Below are 426 nucleotides of genomic sequence, written 5' to 3'. Positions count from 1 at the left end.
ACTTCGATGAGCCGCAGCCTATGATTGGGGCGGGTGAAATCGTTCAACAAATCCTGCGAAAGAATGGGGTCACTGAGGATCAAATCCGCAAGGCGATCGATCGCCGCACTCTCCCATAGCGACGCATCAACCTCTGCATCCGGGGTGGAGTGGCTACCGCTGTATTCGCCGAATGTGCAGCTGACGGATTTGAACATTTACCTGGGGTCGTGAGGGGGATGCCAACGATGTTGTTATGTGATTAGATCGCCGTAATGCCGATGAAGCCTGAAAACGGAAGCCCGCTTTGGCACGCGCCCGAACCAAGATGGTCGGGCAAGGTGCGCGTAGCGGGTTTGGTCGTCGCGAGCATTGCTGGATGGACTGCGGTGGTCGGAGCGGTACTGCTGCTGACACGCTGGATCGCCAGCTAGGTCATTTTTGGGC

General features: G+C 57.0%; 1 protein-coding gene. It reads right to left on the bottom strand.

The window, feature by feature from the left end:
* The coding region (locus tag JWG43_RS18675; protein ID WP_205244416.1) for a hypothetical protein at positions 1 to 197 on the bottom strand (197 nt) is incomplete at its 3' end.
* Between the last annotated feature and the right edge of the window lie 229 nt (positions 198 to 426).

It is taken from the genome of Desulfobulbus alkaliphilus (assembly GCF_016918545.1).
In the GTDB taxonomy this organism is placed as follows: domain Bacteria; phylum Desulfobacterota; class Desulfobulbia; order Desulfobulbales; family Desulfobulbaceae; genus Desulfobulbus; species Desulfobulbus alkaliphilus.
This window is presented reverse-complemented; position numbering and strand designations above follow the sequence as displayed.